The 17,245-nt window shown below is 63.3% G+C and carries 14 protein-coding genes and 1 pseudogene; 9 read left to right on the forward strand and 6 right to left on the reverse strand.

The window, feature by feature from the left end:
- Positions 1-71: 71 nt before the first annotated feature.
- The 5 genes and pseudogenes from RRX38_RS24810 to RRX38_RS24825 all read right to left on the reverse strand — a co-directional run bounded on the left by RRX38_RS24810 (position 72) and on the right by RRX38_RS24825 (position 4,486).
- Positions 72-1,238, reverse strand: a complete 1,167-nt coding sequence (locus tag RRX38_RS24810; RefSeq protein WP_315962767.1) for a murein transglycosylase A — start codon at positions 1,236-1,238, stop codon at positions 72-74.
- 131 nt (positions 1,239-1,369) lie between these two features.
- Entirely contained in the window at positions 1,370-1,924 is a 555-nt protein-coding gene (locus RRX38_RS25205; protein WP_410524939.1) for a methyl-accepting chemotaxis protein, read from the reverse strand.
- Positions 1,904-2,749 (reverse strand): annotated as a pseudogene (locus tag RRX38_RS25210) (PAS domain-containing protein); the annotation flags it as partial. The gene RRX38_RS25205 and the pseudogene RRX38_RS25210, both read right to left, overlap by 21 nt.
- A gap of 80 nt (positions 2,750-2,829) precedes the next feature.
- Entirely contained in the window at positions 2,830-3,216 is a 387-nt protein-coding gene (locus RRX38_RS24820) for a hypothetical protein (RefSeq protein WP_315962769.1), read from the reverse strand.
- 61 nt (positions 3,217-3,277) lie between these two features.
- Entirely contained in the window at positions 3,278-4,486 is a 1,209-nt protein-coding gene (locus RRX38_RS24825) for a Calx-beta domain-containing protein (RefSeq protein WP_315962770.1), read from the reverse strand.
- A 295-nt stretch (positions 4,487-4,781) separates the two neighbouring features.
- Between RRX38_RS24825 and RRX38_RS24830 the strand changes: the two genes are divergently transcribed.
- Positions 4,782-5,921, forward strand: a complete 1,140-nt coding sequence (locus RRX38_RS24830; RefSeq protein ID WP_315962771.1) for a glycosyltransferase family 1 protein — start codon at positions 4,782-4,784, stop codon at positions 5,919-5,921.
- 137 nt (positions 5,922-6,058) lie between these two features.
- Here the strand turns inward: RRX38_RS24830 and RRX38_RS24835 are convergent, their stop codons facing one another.
- Positions 6,059-7,477, reverse strand: a complete 1,419-nt coding sequence (locus RRX38_RS24835; protein ID WP_315962772.1) for a mannose-1-phosphate guanylyltransferase/mannose-6-phosphate isomerase — start codon at positions 7,475-7,477, stop codon at positions 6,059-6,061.
- A gap of 374 nt (positions 7,478-7,851) precedes the next feature.
- Between RRX38_RS24835 and RRX38_RS24840 the strand changes: the two genes are divergently transcribed.
- From RRX38_RS24840 to RRX38_RS24875, 8 genes are all read left to right on the forward strand, one after another.
- Positions 7,852-8,757, forward strand: a complete 906-nt coding sequence (locus RRX38_RS24840; protein WP_315962773.1) for a DUF4214 domain-containing protein — start codon at positions 7,852-7,854, stop codon at positions 8,755-8,757.
- 49 nt (positions 8,758-8,806) lie between these two features.
- Positions 8,807-9,700: a DUF4214 domain-containing protein gene (locus RRX38_RS24845; RefSeq protein WP_315962775.1), complete on the forward strand. Its 894-nt coding sequence runs from the start codon at positions 8,807-8,809 to the stop codon at positions 9,698-9,700.
- A gap of 231 nt (positions 9,701-9,931) precedes the next feature.
- On the forward strand, positions 9,932-10,819 hold the full coding sequence (locus RRX38_RS24850; RefSeq protein ID WP_315962776.1) for a DUF4214 domain-containing protein: 888 nt from the start codon (positions 9,932-9,934) through the stop codon (positions 10,817-10,819).
- A gap of 132 nt (positions 10,820-10,951) precedes the next feature.
- The gene (locus tag RRX38_RS24855; RefSeq protein WP_315962777.1) at positions 10,952-12,148 is read left to right on the forward strand and encodes a trypsin-like serine protease; all 1,197 of its coding nucleotides are present in this window, start codon (positions 10,952-10,954) and stop codon (positions 12,146-12,148) included.
- Positions 12,149-12,368: 220 nt separating this feature from the next.
- Complete coding sequence (locus RRX38_RS24860; protein ID WP_315962779.1) at positions 12,369-13,607, forward strand: ABC transporter ATP-binding protein; 1,239 nt, start codon at positions 12,369-12,371, stop codon at positions 13,605-13,607.
- Positions 13,591-15,045, forward strand: coding sequence for a class I SAM-dependent methyltransferase (locus tag RRX38_RS24865; protein WP_315962780.1), 1,455 nt, complete (start codon positions 13,591-13,593; stop codon positions 15,043-15,045). Before RRX38_RS24860 ends, RRX38_RS24865 begins: the two co-directional genes overlap by 17 nt.
- Positions 15,042-16,148: a glycosyltransferase gene (locus RRX38_RS24870; RefSeq protein ID WP_315962781.1), complete on the forward strand. Its 1,107-nt coding sequence runs from the start codon at positions 15,042-15,044 to the stop codon at positions 16,146-16,148. The genes RRX38_RS24865 and RRX38_RS24870 overlap by 4 nt, the downstream gene beginning before the upstream one ends.
- Positions 16,148-17,098, forward strand: a complete 951-nt coding sequence (locus RRX38_RS24875) for a GDP-mannose 4,6-dehydratase (RefSeq protein WP_315962782.1) — start codon at positions 16,148-16,150, stop codon at positions 17,096-17,098. Before RRX38_RS24870 ends, RRX38_RS24875 begins: the two co-directional genes overlap by 1 nt.
- Positions 17,099-17,245: the final 147 nt, after the last annotated feature.

A 17,245-nucleotide genomic window follows, 5' to 3' on the forward strand; every position in this document is an offset into this window, starting at 1 on the left:
AGCAAGCTCGCTCCCACGGGCGGGACCTGAAGGCAGTGTCAGGCCCTGCGATTTTGTTGGCGCGATGCCGGTCACGGTGACGGCAACGGCTGGCCCTTGGGCCACAGCAGCCAGATATTGCCCTTCTGCTTCATGTTGCCTGCCAGGTCCCCGGCTGCATCGCCGGTGCCCCAGAACAGGTCGGCGCGGACTTCGCCGGCGATCGCTCCGCCGGTGTCCTGCGCTGCCACCGGGCGTACCAGCGGCGCGCCGTCATCCGGCCGAGTGGTCGACAGCCACAGCAGGCTGCCCAGGGGAATCACCTTGCGGTCGATGGCCACGCTGTAGCCGGAGGTCAGCGGCACGTTCAACGAGCCGCGCGGGCCTTCCTGGCTGTCCGGGTTGCGGTTGAAGAACACGTAGCTGGGGTTGCTGGCCAGCAGCTCCGGCACCCGTTGCGGGTTGGCCTTGGCCCAGGCGGCGATGCTGCCCATGCTCACCTTCTCTTTAGGCAACTGCCCCTGCTCGACCAGCCAGCGACCGATGGGCCGGTACGGGTGGCCGTTCTGATCGGCATAGGCCAGGCGCGCCTGGCTGCCATCCGGCAGGCTGACCCGCCCGGAGCCCTGGATCTGCAGGAACTGCAGGTCCATCGGGTCGCTGAGCCAAGCGACCACTGGCGCCTTGAGGCCCTTGGCGCGGATCGTCGCGGCGTCGTCATAGGGCTTGAGCACACGGCCTTCGAGACGGCCGCGCAGGCGCTTGCCCTTGAGTTCGGGGTAGAGGCTGTCGAGGTTGACCACCACCAGGTCGTCGGGGATGCCATACACCGGCACCTTGGCCTGTTCGGTGCGGGTCAGGCTGCCGTGGTAGACCGGCTCGTAGTAGCCGGTGATCAGCCCGTCGGGGCTGCCGCCGTCGGCGCGCAGGCTGTAGACCTGCAACTGGCCCTGCAGAAAGCTGCGGATTTCGGTCGCCGAGGGCGCTGCTGGCAGGCTCGCCGCCGCTGCGCAGGGTGCGCTCCACACAGGGTCGCTCTTCAGGCGGGGATTGCAGGCGCCGCGCCAGGCGGCGAAACCGGCTTGCAGGTCGGCATCGCTCACCGCCGGCAGCTCGTCCCAGGATGCCTGACGATAGGTGGTGTGCGGCGGTTCGGCGGGCTTCTGGGGTTCAGCGGGCTTGTCGGTGTTGTCACAGGCGGCCAGCAACACGGCCAGGGCGGCCACCAGTGTCTGGCGCCAGGAGGGAAAGACAGACATCAGAAACGTCTCGAACGGCTAAAAAGCCGCCATTGTCGCTGAATCGGACGTCGTCGGCACCCGCCATCTGCGCAGTGGCTTCAGCCGCGAAAGGCATTTCACCCCTGCGCGCTGAAGCCGCTTACCCGGTGCTACAACTGGCTGGCGAAGCGCCCCACCGCGTTGACCACCTGCTGCGCACCGTCCTGGATCTCGACGATCACCGATCCGGCCTCGTTGGCCAGGGCCAGGCCCTGCTCGGCTTGGCCACGGCTGTTGGCCATACCGCGCACGGCCTCGTCGGCCAGCGACTGGTTCTGCTGCACCACGCTGACGATCTCCTCGGTCGCCGCACTGGTGCGCCCGGCCAGCTGCCGCACTTCGTCGGCCACCACCGCAAAGCCACGCCCCTGCTCACCGGCCCGCGCCGCCTCGATGGCCGCGTTGAGGGCCAGCAGGTTGGTCTGCTGGGCGATACCGCCGATGGTCTGCACGATCGAGCTGATCAGCAGCGACTGCTTGCCCAGCGCTTCGATGCCGGTGGATGCGCTCTGCATCTCTTCGGAGATGCGCCGCATGGTCTGTACGGTGTTCTGCACCACCTCGGCGCCGCGCCGGGCGGTCACGTCGGTGCGCTGGGAGATGTCATAGGCGATACTCGCCGCCTGGCTGACTTCTTCTTCACGCTCCACCTGCTCGGTGATCACCGTGGCGAACTTGACCACCTTGTAGAGCTTGCCCTGGGCGTCGTGCACCGGGTTGTAGGTGGCTTCCAGCCACACCGGGCGGCCGTGGGCATCGACACGCTTGAAGCGGTTGGCGACGAACTCGCCACGGTTGAGAGTGCCCCAGAAGTCTCTGTAGGCCTGCGACGCCACTTCCTGCGGATCACAGAACATGCTGTGGTGCTTGCCCTTGATCTGCGCCAGGCTGTAGCCCATGCCACGCAGGAACTGGTCGTTGGCCTTGAGCACGTTGCCGCTCAGGTCGAACTCGATCACTGCGGTGGAGCGCAACAGCGCCTGGATGAACGCGGCGTTCTCGGCGGCCGTGTCGACCGCCTCGGTGATGTTCGAGCCCACGCAATGAATGGCCATCAGCTGGCCCTTGTCATCCCTCAACGGTTGCCACACGGCGCGGATCCACGCCAGGCTGCCGTCGGCATGAGTGAAGCGATAGGTGTCGGTGACCGGTTCGCCCTTCTGCACAGCTGCACGCATGTTGCGGTAGCAGTCCAGCTGTTTGACGTAACTGGGAATGAAATCGTCCAGCGACTTGCCCAACATCTGCTCCGACCGGTAGCCCAGCATGCGCAAACCGTTGTCATTGATTTCGAGAATCCGGTACTGCGCATCGAGGGTGAAGTGCACCAGACAGGCATCGATGCCTTTCTGCAACTGTTCGTACATGGACAGTTCGGACTTCAGCGCCTGTAATTCCGTTTTCAAGCGGGTATTGAACATAACGACACCGATCGGGTTGGGGTGGGACTCTCCATTGCTATCGGCAAGCGTAGACGGGGTTTGAGGCATGCAGGCGAGCCTGAATGCAAAAAAACCCCGAAATTCGGGGTTATTGGCTCAACGTCAGGTATAGGGAAGCGATAAGCGGCTTACTGCTCGCTGGCGGCCTGGCAGTTCATCAGGTCTTCGTCATCGATCACCAGGGTCTGCGACGCGCTGATCTGCTGGCCCTCGACCACGCACTCGTCGTCGTCCTCATCCACCAGGCGCACATCCCACACCCCTGGCTCCACATCATTGAGGCTGAGGGTCTTGCCGGCCTTGAGCACCTGCTTGCCGAGGTGATCGTCGCCCCAGTCACGCTGGCGGAAGGGCGCGAAGTACACCTCCTGGATGTCCCAGGACGAAGCGTTCTCGATCTTGATCGTGGCGGCAACGGCCGGCAGGGCTTGCATGAACGAAACGGCCAGAGCGAGTGCAGCGAAGGCTTTCTTCATGAGATTGCGGGCCAGATCGACGAGGTAGGAGCGCCACATTGCGGGCCTGCGCGCCCCTCGTCAATGTCTGGCCCGACGTAAGCGCCAATTCAGTCACAAATCAGGCCGACCACAGATCGTCGTTGACGATGGTGCGCATGCCGGTCAGCACCAGCGCCCCATTGTCCAGTGCCGCACCGGACGGGTTGGTGAAGTCCATGTAGAAGGTTTCGTTGGCCTCTGGCTTGTTGTCGCCGACGATCTCCACCGCCACCACCGCCTTGGTCTGATTGGGATAGAACACCAGGGTGCCCTTGTTGGCCAGGTAGTCCTCACCGGCCTTGGCGGTGCCGTCACGGGTGGTGAAATTCAGACTGAACGTCTTGCCCGGGTCCTTGCGCGGCGAGGTCAGTTCGACCAGGAAGTAGGCGTTGGTGATACTCCCGGACTGCCCCTCGACGACCGTCTGCTTGACCTCCGACATCCGCGTCGGCGCGTCGCTGTAGCTGGCCCGGATCGCCTGGTCGATGAACTGCTGTTGGGCACTGACACGCTGCCAGGCGGCGATTTCACCGAAGCTGCTATTGAGGCTGTTGTCGATGTCCGGGTGCGCACTGCCCATGCTCAGGGTGCTGATGTAACTGGCGATACCGGCCACCTTGCCACCGATGAACGCCGGGCCACCGCTGTCACCGCTGCTGAGTATGCCCTCGCTCTGCCCCAGTCCGGTGTGCTTGAGGTTGAGGAAACGCCCCAGGGCGTCCTGGGCACTGCTGCCATTGTCGAAGTCGGCGATCAACTGGGTACCGGGTTTGGGTGCCCAGGGCATGATCGCACCCGCCTTGGCCTTGAGAGCCGAGGCGTCGGCATCGAACGTGTTGCTGGCCTTCTGACGGATCGGCGCCCCCGAGTAGCTGCTGGACATTCCCGCCGCACCGGTGCCCGGCTTGCCATAACCGACGAAGGTCATGGCTTGGCCAATCTCGTCGCTGGCCCGGTAGATGTCGTAGCGCTGGGCGGTGACCGGCGCATGGCCATTGAGCCAGACGATGGCCAGGTCGTTGTTCAGGCTGCTGGCGTCATAGCCCGGCAGGATCGTGGCCTTGCTCGATGTGAGGGTCTTGACCCCGGCGCTGGTCTCGAAGGTCACGGTGCTCGGCGCGCTGCCGTTCTTGAACAGATGCGCCGCAGTCAGGATCGCCTGGCCGCCGTAGAGCAACACGCCCGTTCCGTAGACACCTCCTGTGGAAACCTTTACGACGCCGTCATATCCCTGACCTGGCGCAGCCTTGTTGCGTGAATCGGCATAGGAGGTGACCGTGGAAACCATGAGCATGTACCGGGTGATGGCTTACCTGCATTGTGTCGGCGGCGCGACAACACGATTAAGGGTCGTCCGTCGGATTTGGAATCAATACGCCATTATTTATTTGGCCTGCCACCGAACGCCAGGGCATGTGCCGGGTCAGATCCCGACGCCTTGCGCCATGCCATGATCCCCCTGTCGTGTTAGGCTCCGCGCCCTTGTTGCGCACACCTGCCGGCAGGAATCTGAACGGCCTGGATGCCCGCCGGCGCTTCATGCCTGAAGCCCGGCCCTTTATTGAACCGAGATAGATCACAGAATGAAGATTGGCTTGAGTTGTACGGTCTGGGCAGGCGGCGAACGCGCCGGCCACCTGGATGGCATCGGTACCTATTCGCGCGCCCTGTGGGGTGGCCTGAACGACCTCACCCAGCAGACCGGCGACCAGCTCATCCCCTACGCCTTCGGCCGTGACCTGCCGCACATGGCCTGCGGTACGCCGCGCCAGCTGGCCGAACGCTTCCCGGTGCATGCCCTGCTCAGCGGCATTCTCAAGCTGCCCCTGGCCAACTCCCGGGCCATCGCTGGCGAAGTCGAGCTGTTCCATGCCACGGACCACCATATTCCGCGCATCGCCGGCGTACCGACCGTGGCCACGGTGATGGACGTGATCCCGATGCTGCACCCGGAATGGATCAAGAACGACCTGCGCAGCCTCAAGAGCTGGCTGTTCAAGACCGCGATCCGCAAGGCCGACCACATCATCACCATCTCCGAATACAGCAAGCAGGACATGGTCGAGCACCTGGGCATCGCCCCGTCGCGCATCAGCGTCACGCCGCTGGGCGTAGAGCCGGTGTACTTCAAGCGTATCGACGCGGCGCACAAGCAGGCGGTGCTCGACAAGCATGGCCTGAAGCCCGGCTTCTTCCTGTTCGTCGGCACCCTGCAGCCACGCAAGAACCTGCCGCGCATCCTCCAGGCCTTCAAGCAACTGCCCGCCACCGTGCGCCAGGAGCACCCGCTGGTGATCGTCGGCCGCGACGGCTGGAACAACGAAGAGCTGCTGCCGCAGTTGGCCGCCCTGCAACAGCAGGGCGAAGGCCGCTGGCTCAGCTACCTGCCGCAAGACGAAGTGATGGCCCTGCTGCAGAGCGCCGCCGCCCTGACCTTCCCGTCGCTGTACGAAGGCTTCGGCCTGCCGGTGATCGAAGCCTTCGCCGCGCAGTGCCCGGTGCTGGCGTCCAACAGCACCTCGGTACCGGAAGTCGCCGGCGAGGCCAGCTGGGCCGTGGACCCCTACGACGTGGACAGCATCAGCAGTGCCATGCAGGCGTTACTGGAGCAGGATGCGTTGCGTGAAGAGAAGGTTCGCCTGGGCCTGGAGCGTGCGCACCAGTACACCTGGAAGGAATGCGCGCGGCAGACCCTGGAGATCTACCGCCAGGTGCGCGGCTGAAGCGGATGAAGCCGATACTGGCCAGTTAGGTCGCTCCAGCAAAGTCCGAGAATGCCTGACAGGCCTGTATGCGCCTAAAGCCCCTGTCGATTCCCGGCAGGCCCGGCACCTGAAGAGCTGCCGGGCCTGCCAAGGGCTTACTTGGCCAGACGCCCGTAACGGTCTTCGAAACGTACGATGTCGTCTTCGCCCAGGTACGAGCCGGACTGCACTTCGATCAGTTCCAGCGGCACCTTGCCGGGGTTGGACAGCGAGTGCTTGACGCCCAGTGGGATGTAGGTGGACTGGTTCTCGGAGAGGATCAGTTCCTGGTCGTCGCAGATCACTCTGGCGGTACCGGACACCACGATCCAGTGCTCGGCGCGGTGGTAGTGCATCTGCAGCGACAGGCACTCGCCCGGGCGCACGAAGATACGCTTGACCTGGTAGCGCTCGCCCATGTCGATGGTGTCGTAGTGACCCCATGGACGGTTGACCAACGGATGGGTGACGAACTCCGGCCGCGCCTCGTTCTGCAGACGCTTGACCACTTCCTTGACCTGCTGGCTGTCGTGCTTGTTGGCGACCAGTACGGCGTCCTTGGTCTCGATGACGATCAGGTCCTCGACGCCCACGGTGGCCACCAGGCGGTGATGCGACTGCACCAGGCAGTCCTTGGTGTCGATGGCCAGCACGTCGCCTTCCAGACGGTTGGCGTTCTCGTCATGCGGGCCGACGTCCCAGATCGCCGCCCAGCTGCCCAGGTCGTTCCAGCCGGCATCCAGCGGTACCACCAGGCCGGCATCGGTGTGCTCCATCACCGCGTAGTCCACCGACTCGTCGTCGCACAGCGCGAACTGCTCGGCCGGCACATGGGTGAAATAGCTGTCGACCTGCGCCTGCTGCAGGGCCACGCGGCAGGCACTGAGGATGTCCGGGCGGTGACGTTGCAGCTCGGCGATGAACTTCGAGGCGCGGAACATGAACATGCCGCTGTTCCACAGGTAGGCGCCCGAGGCCAGGTATTCGGCGGCCAGCTCCGGCGAGGGCTTTTCCTTGAACGCCGCGATGGCGAAGCCGCCCTGCTCGATGGCCTGGCCACACTGGATGTAGCCAAAACCGGTTTCCGCGTGGGTCGGGGTAATGCCGAAGGTCACCAGGCGGCCAGCCTCGGCGTGGGCCTGGGCGACCTGCACGGCGGCGCGGAAGGCCTGCTCGTCATGAATGTGGTGGTCGGCGGCCAGCACCAGCAGCACCGGGTCGCTGCCGTCGGCAATGGCCTGCAGCGCCGCCAGGGCGATGGCCGGCGCGGTGTTGCGGGCCAGCGGCTCGAGGATGATGCGCTGGCTGGTGATCTGCGCCACGCGCAGCTGCTCGGCGACGATGAAGCGGTGGTTCTCGTTGCTCACCACCAGGGCCGGTGCGTGCTCCAGGCCGTCCAGGCGCGCCAGGGTGCGCTGGAACATGGTTCCCTGGTCCTGACCGTCCAGCGCCAGAAACTGCTTGGGAAAGCTCTGCCGCGACAGCGGCCACAGACGCGAACCGCTACCACCAGCCAGGATTACGGGGGTGAACATAGATACTCCATTCTGATAGCACGCGGGCATGCGAAGCGCCGCATTATCCGGGGGCTGCCAGGGGGATGCAATAACAGTCGGCAGGCTGTTCAGGGCCTGGGGGCGTGGATTTTCTGGCCTTGAGGGGGGTGCCTGCGTGGTGGCCCGGTGAAGGAGCAGGCTTGCTCGCCAAAAGACCTGCCGCGGTGTGAAAGCCATTCGCGAGCAAGCTCGCTTCGGCAAGGTGAACGAGCCGCCCTGCGCCGCTGCGCCCACCATGACGAACGGCGGGAACATTGGATCCATGCTTGAGTCCAACGTCGCGTTTTCTTACGCCATTGTGTCAATTTCGATACAAGGGCCTGGTTCACGCGTTACAGCATTAAGGACGATCCATGGCCACGCTGAAACTTCATCAACCCATCAATATGACCACGCTGCAGGCCTGGGATGGCGAGTTCACCATCGCCGACAGCACGCATATCAGGGCCACCGATGGGGTAAGAACCCAGGATTATTTCGGCACCTTCCAATACAGCAATGACGACTTGAGCGGCGGCACCCTGACGTCCACGGTCGCCTACCAGAACGGCCTGTATTACGAAGTCACCGACCTGAACATCGATGCCCTGACCATGGCCGGGTACATCAATGACTTCGACTTCAAGGGTGCCTTGAACGAAGTACTCAAGGGCAACGACACTCTGATCGGCTCGGACGGCAACGATGTTCTGACCGGAGGCGCCGGCAATGACCACTTCGACGGCGGTGCGGGCCTGGACACCGTCGCCTATAGCAACGGCCGCGCGAACGTCACCGCCACGGCGGCCGACGGCGGCTACGTGCTGCAGATGCCAGGCAAGACCGACACCCTGGTGAACATCGAGCGGGCCAGCTTCGGCGACGGCTCGACCCTGGCCCTGGACGTCGGCCAAGGCCAGAACGCCGGTGCCGCCTACCGCCTGTACCAGGCGGCCTTCGACCGCAAGCCGGACACCGGCGGGTTGAAATACTGGATCAACGACCTGGATAAGGGCGCCAGCCTCCAGCAAGTGGCCAAAGGCTTCGTCGACAGTGCCGAATTCAAGCAACTCACCCCGGCCACGGACAACAAGTCGATCATCAACAGCTTCTACCAGCACGTGCTGCATCGCGACGCCGATGCCGGTGGCTTCCAGTACTGGGAAGACGCCATGGCCAAGGGCATGACCGCCAGTGAAGTGCTGGTGTCGTTCTCCGAAAGCGCAGAGAACCTGAACAACACCGCCGCCGACCTCAATGGCGGGCTGTGGCTGGTCTGATCGCCCTCTTCACCCTTACCTTCAACTGCAATCGGGACAAGGAGTCTCCATGGCAACTATTAGCTACAAAAGCCCTTTCGACGCCACCGACCTGGATCGCGCCTCCCATGCGGGCGTTAATGGGCAGGTCGTCAGCAGCAACAGCATGCGCATCGTCTACGCCGATGGCGCCTACAAAGCTGAAGTCAGCGGCTTTCTCGGCTCGGGTAATCCCCAGGTCGACAAATTCACCGGTGTCTCCTACTCGAAGAACGACGTCGTGTTTCTCAGCGTCACTGGCCTGGATATCAAGGTGGCCGACGCATCGAGCACCACGTCGTTCTATGACGGTGACGACACCTACCGGGGCTCGGCAGGCAACGACCAGTTCATCGCTTCGCTGGGTAACGACACCTACTTCGGCGGCGAGGGTACCGACACCGTTCACTACAGCGCGCTGAGCAGCGACTTCAAAGTCGACTCCCTGGGCAGCAACCTGACCAACATCGAAGGCCTGGGCAAGAAAGACACCCTGTTCAGCGTCGAGCGCGTGCACTTCACGCAGGACGACAAGACCGTGGCTCTGGACGTCGGCCAGTGGCAGAACGCCGGTGGCGCCTACCGCCTGTACCAGGCCGCCTTCGATCGCAAGCCGGATATGACCGGCCTGAAATACTGGATCGGCGACCTGGACAACGGCGCCACCCTGCAACAAGTGGCCCAGGGCTTCGTCGACAGCGCCGAGTTCAAGAAGCTCAACCCCGGCACTGACAACAAGTCCATCATCAACAGCTTCTACCAGCACGTGCTGCACCGCGATGCCGACGCCGACGGCTTCAAGTACTGGGAAGACTCCATGGCCCAGGGCATGAGCGCCAGCGAGGTGCTGGTGTCGTTTTCCGAAAGCCAGGAAAACATGAACAACGCCGCAGCCGACCTCAATGGCGGGTTGTGGCTGGTGTAACCCTGCACAGGGTTTAAAAACGGTGGGAGCGAGCTTGCTCGCGAACGAGCCGCTACCGGAATCCTTCAACCGGCCGCTCCCACAGCGCCAGGCGCTTGGCCAAGTGCCATCACTTGCCTGTATCATGTCTGATACAAATCCTCACCCTACGATGCCACCGGCAGCGCGTTCATCGCGCAGAGCCTGCTGAGCTTCGATGCATCTTCATTACCTCGGAAAAGGACGCCCAGGATGGCTCGTGTCACCTTCAATAAACCTTTCACGGCCAATGACCTGCTCATCGCCACCAATGCCGGCTACTTTGGCACTCTGGTTGCCCAGAGCAGCACCCACGTGAAAGTTGTCTACGGTAACTACTCGGCAGAAATGTTTGGCTGGTCGCTTTCGAGTAGCGTGCGCTACGCGGTGGTCGATAGCCTGGTCTATTCGAAGAATGGCGAGCCTTTCGCGACCATCACCGGCATGAACCAGCACCTCAATGACAGCAACCCGGCCGCCTACTTGTATGGCGATGATGTCTATACCGGTTCATGGGGTAACGATCATTTCTACGCCTGGCCGGGTAATGACTATTACGATGGCGGCAGCGGTATCGACACCGTTCATTACAATGCACAGGCCAGTGAACTGACCGTGGTCAATAACGGTAACTTCTACGCCGTGGGCATCTGGAACAAAGTCGACACCCTGGTCAATATCGAACGCATCCAGTTGGGCGATGACGGCGCCGTCATGGCCCTGGATGTCGGTCAATGGCAGAACACCGGCGGCGCCTACCGTCTTTACCAGGCGGCCTTCGACCGCCAACCCGACATGGCCGGGCTCAAGTACTGGGTCGCGGACCTGGACAGAGGCGTCAGCCTGCAGCAGGTGGCCAAAGGTTTCGTCGACAGTGCCGAATTCAAGGCCCTGAACCCTGGCAACGATACCGCGTCGATCATCAACAACCTCTACCTCAATGTTCTGCACCGCCAGGCCGATGTCGATGGCTTCAATTATTGGAAAGACTCCATGGCCAAGGGCATGACCACCAGCGAGATACTGGTGTCGTTCTCTGAAAGTGCGGAAAACATCAATAACGTCGCCGCTGATCTTAATGGTGGGCTGTGGCTGGTGTGATGCCACAGGAAAGAAGGTGACATCGTGTCAGTAGCAATGGGCTGAATAGTGCGTAACTCGCAACTTCAATGAACCCCGAAAGCGATGCTATAAACAGCCATCCTCCTTCTGCTACTAGAGAGCCATCTACCCATGGTTTCGAGCGTCACCGGCTACACCGATACACGTAACCGAGCATGGACCAACGAAGGCTACGACGGTGTCGTGTTGCTCACCGTGGGCAACTACCAGGGCAGTGGCGCCCTGCTGTACGGCGGGCGCGCGGTACTGACGGCGGCTCACCTGTTCGAGGACGGCGTCAATTCCGCCCAAGTGACCTTCCAGACCGCTACGGGCACGCAGACCCTGGCCAGCAGCAAGGTGTGGATCCACCCGGCCTATGACGCCGTGAACACCAACAACGACCTGGCAATCGTCTGGCTCACCGACCAGGCCCCCGCAGCGGCCAACCGCTACGACCTGTACCGCAGCAGTGACGAAGTCGGCCAGACGATGACGCTGGTCGGCTATGGCCTGCCGGGCACAGGTGCCACGGGAACGTTGACGAATTACGGTGGCGCACCGATTCGCCAGAAAGCCAGCAATACCTTCGACAGCGATGTCGGCAGGCTTACTACGGTATATGGCAACGACCTGAGCTGGGCGCCGCAGGCCGGTACGCAGTTGCTGGCCGATTTCGATAACGGCAGAAGCACCAACGATGCCCTGGGCCGCCTGCTGGGTCTGAGCAATACCGGCCTGGGCAGCAACGAAGGCATCATCACACCTGGCGATAGCGGCGGCCCTGCATTCATCGCTGGCAAGGTAGCGGGGGTCGCCAGCTATATCACTTCGCTGAGCACCTCAACCACGCACCCCGACATCGATAATCAGATCAACAGCAGCTATGGCGAGATCGCTGCCTGGCAGCGGGTCAGCGCCTACCAGCAGGTCATCGACCAGACCCTGCGCGCCAACCAGCCCGGTGCACCGACCCGTGCCGATCAGGTACAGAGCCATATCATCGAAGGCGACAGCGGCCTGAGTCTGGGCTATTTCTGGATATCGCTGCCTTTTGGCCGCCCCAATCCCAGCCAGCCGTTGAGCGTCACCTATGCCACCCGTGACGGCACGGCCAAAAGCGGTGAAGACTACTTGGCCAGCAGCGGCACTCTGGTGTTCTACCCCGGTGAAGACCATGTGGCATTGCCAGTGGAAGTCATCGGCGACACCACGCCCGAACAGGATGAATACTTCTTCCTCGACGTGACCAGCCAGGGTAACGGCAGTATCAGCCCCATCACCCTGAGTGCCATCCGTATCATCGTCAACGACGATGTCTTGGCCTGAGCGCCCAGGGCACATTTCCCCAGAGCTGCTGTCATACACCGCGCATTCGAATATGCCATGCAGGGCCGGGCGTCAGAGCCTGTTACAATGCCGCGCTTTACCAGGCCCGGTGCAAGCCGCCCCGCAGTGGCATTGACCTGCGCCCTACCCCATGACCAGCGCGCCCTGCGGGCGATTCGACACACGCCGGAAATGACCTACCTGACAAAGAGTTGCATGCATGCTTGAAGTGGAAAACGTCTGCAAGGAGTTCAAGCTCTATAACAGACCCTGGCACAGACTCAAGGAAATCGTCCTGCGCCGCAGCTTCCACCGCACCCACCGGGCCCTGGACGGGATTTCGTTCAAGGTCGCCAAAGGCGAGACCCTGGGCATCCTGGGGCGTAACGGCGCGGGCAAGTCGACCCTGCTGAAGATGCTCAACGGTGTGCTGCTGCCCGATGCCGGCAAGATCCACCTCAGCGGCCGGGTCACCGGCCTGCTGGAGCTGGGCACCGGTTTCGACCCCAACCTCAGCGGCCTGCAGAACATCACCGGCAACGGCCTGCTGCTGGGCATGACCCGCGAGCAGATCGAAGAGCGCCGCCAGGCCATCGTCGAGTTCTCCGAGCTGGGGCAGTTCATCCACGAGCCGATCCGCACCTACTCCTCGGGCATGAACATGCGCCTGGCGTTCTCCATCGCCATCCATGCCGACCCGGAAACCTTTCTGATCGACGAAGCCCTGTCGGTGGGCGACGGCCACTTCCAGCAGAAGTGCATGCGCCGCATCAAGGAGTTCCGCGCCCGGGGTGGTTCGATCATCTTCGTGTCCCACGACCTCAACGCGGTGAAGATGATCTGCGACCGCGCCATCGTGCTCAGCGAGGGCAAGGTGGTCGCCGACTGCAGCCCTGAAGACGCGGTCAACGTCTACAACCAGCTGCTGGGCGCCGACGACGAAGAAGAGTACAGCGAACGTCCGGTGAACGAGGCCGGTTATGGTTCGCGCCAGGCCGTGCTCGAAGCGGTCAGCTTCATCGGCCAGGCTTCGCAGAGCAACATCCTGGCCAGCGGCGACACCGGCGTGCTGGACGTGACCATCGCCGCCCAGGCCGACCTGCCCGACGTGGCCCTGGGCCTGATGATCCGCGACCGCTTCGGCCAGGACATCTACGGCACCAACAGCCATTACCTGGAACACCCGATCGCCCTGCAGCGCGGTGAGCGACGCCACTTGCGCTACCGCCTGCCGATGCGCCTGGCCCCAGGCAAATACACCATTACCCTGGCCCTGCACGAAGGGGCCGACCACACCACCCATTGCTACCACTGGCGTGACAACGCCATTGGCTTCGAAGTGGCGGGCATCAACGGCCCCTTCTTTGGCGGTGTGTGCAACCTGGAACCGGAACTCCAGGAAATCGCCCTGCCCTCCTCGACCCTGAATGGAACCTCGCGTAATGCTCATACCCAATAATCCGGATCTCGACTTCCAAGAGCTCAACCGTCGTATCGAGGCCGAGGTCGAGCGTTACAAACACAAAGCCGCCGATCGCCCGCTGCCGGCTTTCAACCCGCAGCCCTCGAACAACCACGACCGCCCGTACAGCTGGCTGCAGCTGGTTCAGCTCGAGGACGAGGCGCTGGTACGCGCCGCCTTCCCGACCCTGCTGGGGCGCAAGGCCGAGAGCGAGGAACTGCAGCGCTACCTCAACCGGCTGCGCTCGGGCTGGGACAAGTTCGAGATCCTCGCCGAGCTGCGCGACTCGCCGGAAGGCGTGCGCCAGAACACCCCGGTCGAGGGCCTGCGCCGCGCGCGCATGAAGAACCGTATCCGGCGCATTCCGGTGCTGGGCAAGCTGGCCATGACCCTCTACGGCCTGCTGCAGAGCGAACAGCGCAACCGCTACTACGTGGCCCGCCTGGACCTGCTGGCACGGCAGAACCGCCTGCAGGTCAGCGAGCTGCATACCCTGCGTGACCTGAGCAACGCCCACGCCAGCCTGCTCGATGACCACCAGACCTATGCCGAACAGCAAAGCCTGGCGCTGCAGCAGCAGGACCAGGCGCTGCACCGCCAGGCAGACGAAATCCGTCGCCTGGAAAGCGAGCTGCAGGAGGCCAGGAGCGTGCAGCAGGAACTGCGCATGCGCCTTCAGCAGCTGGAGCGCCAGCCGCGTACCGTCATGGCCGCCCCAGGCGAAGCCCAGGCTGTCGTGGCCGTACCCGAGATGCAGCACCAGAGCGGCATCCCGGATAGCTTCTACCTGGCCTTCGAGAACCGTTTCCGTGGCGCGGCCGAGACCATTCGCGAACGGCAGGCCTACTACCTGCCGATCATCGACAGCGTCGCGCCGCTCAAAGCCGGCCTGCCGCTGGTGGACATCGGCTGCGGGCGTGGCGAATGGCTGCAGCAGCTGCCTGAACACTGCGCACGCATCGGCATCGACCTCAACTCGATGAACGTGCAGACCTGCCTGGACCAGGGCCTGACCGCCCACCAGCAGGACGCCCTGGTGTGGCTGGCCAACCAGCCGGAGAACAGTCTGGGTGCGGTGAGCGCCTTCCACGTCATCGAGCACCTGAGCTTCGAGCAGTTCAACACCCTGCTCGACGAGTGCCTGCGCGTGCTGGCGCCCGGCGGCATGATCATCTTCGAGACCCCCAACCCGGAGAACATCGCCACCGCCGCGCACTACTTCTGGATGGACCCGACCCACCTGTCGCCGCTGCCGCCGGCCTTCACCGAGTTCCTGGTGCAGTTCAAGGGCTTCGACCAGGTGCAGATCCACCGCCTGCAACCGATTCCCGAAGAGCACCACGTTCACGAAGACAGCGAAGCCGCACGGCGCATCAACGCACTGTTCTACGGGGCGCAGGACTATGCCGTGGTCGCGATCAAGAGCCTGACATGACCTCACTGCGTATCGATCAATTTGCCGCCACCGTCGCGGCCGGCGATGGTGTGACCAACGGCCTGCTGTTCACCCGCAGCCTGTTGCGCAGCCTGGGCTACCAGTCGGACATCTACAGTTTTTCGATTCCAGCCGCACTGAAGGGCGAAGTCCTGAAGGCTCGCGGCTTTCAGGACTCGACCTGCGACCTGTTGCTGTACCACCACTCGATGGGCCACGACCATGGGCCCTGGTTGCTCGACCAGCAGTGCCGCAAGGCCATGGTCTACCACAACATCACCCCGCCGGCGTTCTTCCCCAAGGACAGCGACCTGCGTCGTTATGCGCAACTGGGCCTGGAACAGCTCAGAGACTGGCGTGACCAGTTCATCCACGCCTTGGCGGACTCGCCGCTGAACCAGAGCGAACTGGTAGAGGCTGGCTACCCGCATACCCAGACCTTGCCGCTGCTGGTCGACTCCCTGCGCCTGGAAGGTCCCACGACCATGCCCGGCTTCATGGCCAGGCAAACCGGGCACTTCTATCTGGCGGTCGGGCGGCTGGCGGAAAACAAGCGCCAGTTCCTGTTGATCGAAGCCTTTTACCACCTGCTGCAGTTGCAGAAAGACCAGGGCCAGCAAACACCGCAGCAGCGGCTGATTCTGGTCGGCGGCACCACCAGCGAGCACTACGCCCAGGGTCTTGAGCAGTACATCTTCGATCTTGGCCTGCAGGGCCAGGTGCTATTGGCCGGTAAGTGCTCGGAACCTGAGCTGCGCTGGCTTTACCGGCATGCCCGGCAGTACTGGTGCGCCAGTGCCCACGAGGGCTTCTGCATGCCGCTGCTGGAGGCGAACCACGCTTCGCTGCCGGTGGTCACCCAGGCACGCTCGAACATTCCCGATACCTTGGGCGAAGGCGGCCTGCTGATCGACAGCGACGACCCGGTGGTCTTCGCGGCGGCCTGCAACCTGCTGGAAACCGAACCCGGCCTGCGCGACAAGACCATCGCCGCCGGGCTGCGCAACCTGCAGCGCTACGAGCGCGAGAACCTCAAGCAGCAGCTGCAGCAATGGCTGGACCAGCTCGGACTCTCATCATCCAGTGACGGAGTGAAAACCTGATGCCACGCGTGTTACTGACGGGCGCCAACGGCTTCGTTGGCAAGATCCTCACCCAGCGTCTGCGTGACGCCGGCTACCATGTGACCGCCCTGAGCAGTAGCGAACCACAGCCCGGCCACGCCGCCGACCAGCAGTGGGTCTGCGACATCCGCGATGCCGACGGTATCCGCCAGGCAGTGGCCCAGGTGCGGCCCAGCCATGTGATCCACCTGGCGGCAGTGTCCCATGTGCCGACCAGCTTCCAGGATCCGCTGGGCACCTGGCAGACCAACGTAATGGGCAGCATGAACCTGCTCGAGGCCCTGCGCCTGGAGGCGCCGGAGGCCTTCGTGCTGTTCTCCAGCTCCTCGGAGGTGTATGGCGCGGCGTTCAAGTCCGGCGAGGAAGTCGACGAATACACCCGCTGCCAGCCACTGAACCCCTACGCAGCGAGCAAGGTGGCCGCCGAAAGCGCCTTCAACGAATACTTCCGCCAGGGCCTCAAGGGTGTCATCGCACGGCCGTTCAACCACATCGGTGCCCAGCAGAGCCCCAACTTCGTCACCGCCTCCTTCGCTCGCCAGATCGCCCTGATCGAGGCAGGCCAGCAGGAGCCGGTGCTCAAGGTCGGCAACCTGGAAGCCAAGCGCGATTTCCTCGACGTGCAGGACGTGTGCAGTGCCTACCTGGAACTGCTCAAGCTGGCCGACAGCACGCAGGAATACCCGCGCTGCATGAACATCGCCAGCGGCCGTTCGCTGAAGATCCGCGAAGTGCTGGACACGCTGCTGAGCCTGAGCCAGGCCAGCATCCAGGTCGCCCAGGACCCGGAACGCCTGCGCCCTTCGGACATCCCGGTGGCCATCGGCAACAGCACCGCGCTGACCCGCAGCACCGGTTGGCAACCGCAGATCCCGCTGCAGCAGACCCTGCGCGAGCTGCTCGACTACTGGCGGCAACAAACGGTCTGAAGCCGCCCGCTTCCCGAGCAAGCTCGCTCCAACAAAATCGCAGGGCCTGACACTGCCTTCAGGCCCGGCCCGTGGGAGCGAGCTTGCTCGCGAAAAGGTCTGGTGCAGCGTTGAGCCCTTCGCGAGCAAGCTCGCTCCAACAATCCT

Origin of the sequence: Pseudomonas sp. DTU_2021_1001937_2_SI_NGA_ILE_001 (genome assembly GCF_032463525.1) — a bacterium.
Taxonomy (GTDB): Bacteria; Pseudomonadota; Gammaproteobacteria; order Pseudomonadales; family Pseudomonadaceae; genus Aquipseudomonas.